Consider the following 2501-nt stretch of genomic DNA (forward strand, 5'->3'; position numbering starts at 1 on the left):
TGTTTATGTTAGTCTAAAAGTAACCCACTGTATTAATTGAAAAATCCCCCACTATAAAATATACTACCCCTATAAGAAATTATGGGGGGCTAGTGGAGGATGATAAGTTTGCAACAAAAAGCAGAAATATTACTAAAATATTTTAGAGAGGGTGAATCACAAAGGTCAATAAGCAGAGACTTAGGAATATCAAGAAAAACAGTTAGAAAGTATATAAAGGAGTTTGAGGACAAGCTTCAAAAACTAGGAGCTGAAAGTGATGAAAAAAAGATTCTTTTGTTAATTGAAGAAATGGTATCAAAACCTAAATATGATACATCAAAAAGAAATAAAGTTAAACTAACTGATGAAGTTATTGAGATAATAGATAATTGCCTTGAAGAGAATGAAAAAAAGAAACTTTCGGGTAAGTCAAAGCAAGTAATGAAAAAAGTAGATATTCATGAACATTTAATAGAAGAAGGATATGATATAGGTTATACAACTGTTTGTAACTATATTAGAGAGAAAGGAGAAGCTAAAGAAGCATATATTAGGCAGGAATATAATTTAGGCGAAACGTTAGAATTTGATTGGGGTGAGGTTAAAGTAGATATTAATGGAAAAGATACAACACTTAATATAGGATTATTTACAACTGCTAAAGGGTCTTATCACTATGGAAGACTTTATAGAAATAAAAAGATAGAAAATTTTTTAGATATTCACGTTAAAGCCTTTGAAAATATTGGTGGAATACACAAAGAAATTGTCTATGATAACATGAAACAAGCTGTCAAAACCTTCGTAGGACGTAGCGAAAAAGAAGCAACAGAAGATTTAATTAAGCTTTCTCTTTATTATGGTTTTAGATATAGGTTTTGTAATGCCCGTAGTGGCAATGAAAAGGGACATGTAGAAAGGGGAATCGAATTTATAAGAAGAAAGGTTTTTTCAAGAAAACAAGCCTTCGGCTCAATTGAAGAAGCAAATAAATACTTAGAAGAAAGATTAAATATTTTGAACTCAAAAACTAGGTCATACTTTCAAGGAAAGTCACCAAAAGAAATTCTTAAAGAAGAAAAATCCTATCTTTTACCTTTAAAATCTAGATATGATGTGTCAAGAAGAGTAGAACTCAGAGTAAATAAATATAGCACTGTAAATATCGATCAAAATAAATATTCAGTACCAGACTATTTAGTAGGTAAATTTGTAATAGCCAAAATTCATCCAGATACAATTAAGATATACTACAAAGACTCTTTAGTAGCTTCACACGAAAGATCTTACTTAGTTCATAAATGGATTATTGATATTAATCACTTTATACATACATTAAAAAAGAAGCCTGGAGCACTTCATTCAAGTGCCGGAAGGCACCAGATGTGTCCAGAGCTTCAAACCATATACCATAATTATTATATCAATAACCCGAAGGATTTCATAGTACTTTTAGAACTTATTAAAGAAAAAGGGCTTCATCCTGTTTTAGATGCAGTAAAAAAATTATCACAGATAAAAAGAACTATAGTTACTACAGACAACATAAAAAACATTCTTTTAAATAGATCTCCTGATAAAGAAATCTCTTCTATAGATAAAAAAGATGATATCGAACAAGCTTCTATCAATTTAATTGGAAAATTAGATGATTTATTCGACTTAAAATCTAAAAACCAAGGAGGTCTATTGAATTGAAAAATGAATTGTTGAGTGAAATTAAAACTTATGTTAAAGAACTTAAAATACCTGGAATTAATCAATCTCTTAAAAATAGAATTGAGGAAGCCTATCGGCTTGATATTTCCTATGAAGAATTTTTAAGAGACATTTTTAGGGATGCATATGATATAAGAAAGGAAAATGGGAAAAAGAATAGAATAAAAAATGCTCAGTTCCCATATAAAAAATATCTTGAGGATTTAAAATCTGAGTATTTACCTGATGAAGCTAAAAAAAGACTAAAAGAACTTAAAACTTTAAAGTTTATTGAAGAAAGTAAAAATATTATATTTGCAGGTAATCCTGGTACCGGCAAGACCCATATTTCTATAGGGCTTGGAATTGCAGCTTGCAATGCTGGCTACAAGGTATTTTTTACTACTGTACCATTACTTATTAACGAACTGAAAGAATCGCGTAGCGAAAAGAGATTACGCTCTTTTGAAAAAAAGTTTGAGAAATACGATCTTATTATAGCCGATGAATTAGGATATATTTCTTTTGATAAAGAAGGCAGCGAATTACTATTTACTTTTCTTTCCCTTCGGGCTGAGAGAAAATCAACAATCATTACAACAAATCTTTCTTTTGATAGATGGAATGAAGTTTTTAAAGATCCTGTGTTAACTGCTGCTTTAATAGACAGACTAACTCATAAATCTTATGTCATTAATATGAATGGCAACTCTTATAGAATGAAAGAAACTATGGATTGGCTGGGAAAGCCTAATTAATTTTTAACATTAGTGGTATACTTTTCGATTAAAATTTGGGGGATTTTTCGGTTGACAAATACA

Annotated in this window: 2 protein-coding genes; both read left to right on the forward strand. The window is 29.8% G+C overall.

Going from position 1 to position 2501, the window contains the following annotated elements; translation table 11 throughout:
• Positions 1–99 precede the first annotated feature (99 nt).
• Positions 100–1680 (forward strand): IS21 family transposase, encoded by a 1581-nt coding sequence (locus tag HPY57_16210; protein ID NPV13304.1) that lies wholly within the window; start codon positions 100–102, stop codon positions 1678–1680.
• Positions 1677–2438 (forward strand): ATP-binding protein, encoded by a 762-nt coding sequence (locus HPY57_16215; protein NPV13305.1) that lies wholly within the window; start codon positions 1677–1679, stop codon positions 2436–2438. Before HPY57_16210 ends, HPY57_16215 begins: the two co-directional genes overlap by 4 nt.
• Positions 2439–2501 lie beyond the last annotated feature (63 nt).

It is taken from the genome of Ignavibacteria bacterium (assembly GCA_013177855.1).
Taxonomy (GTDB): domain Bacteria; phylum Bacteroidota; class Ignavibacteria; order Ch128b; family Ch128b; genus Ch128b.

What these genes read in the sequence shown, in the direction of transcription:
- HPY57_16210 (NPV13304.1), top strand. Translation starts at nt 100, where the DNA reads ATGATAAGTTTGCAACAAAAAGCAGAAATATTACTAAAATATTTTAGA.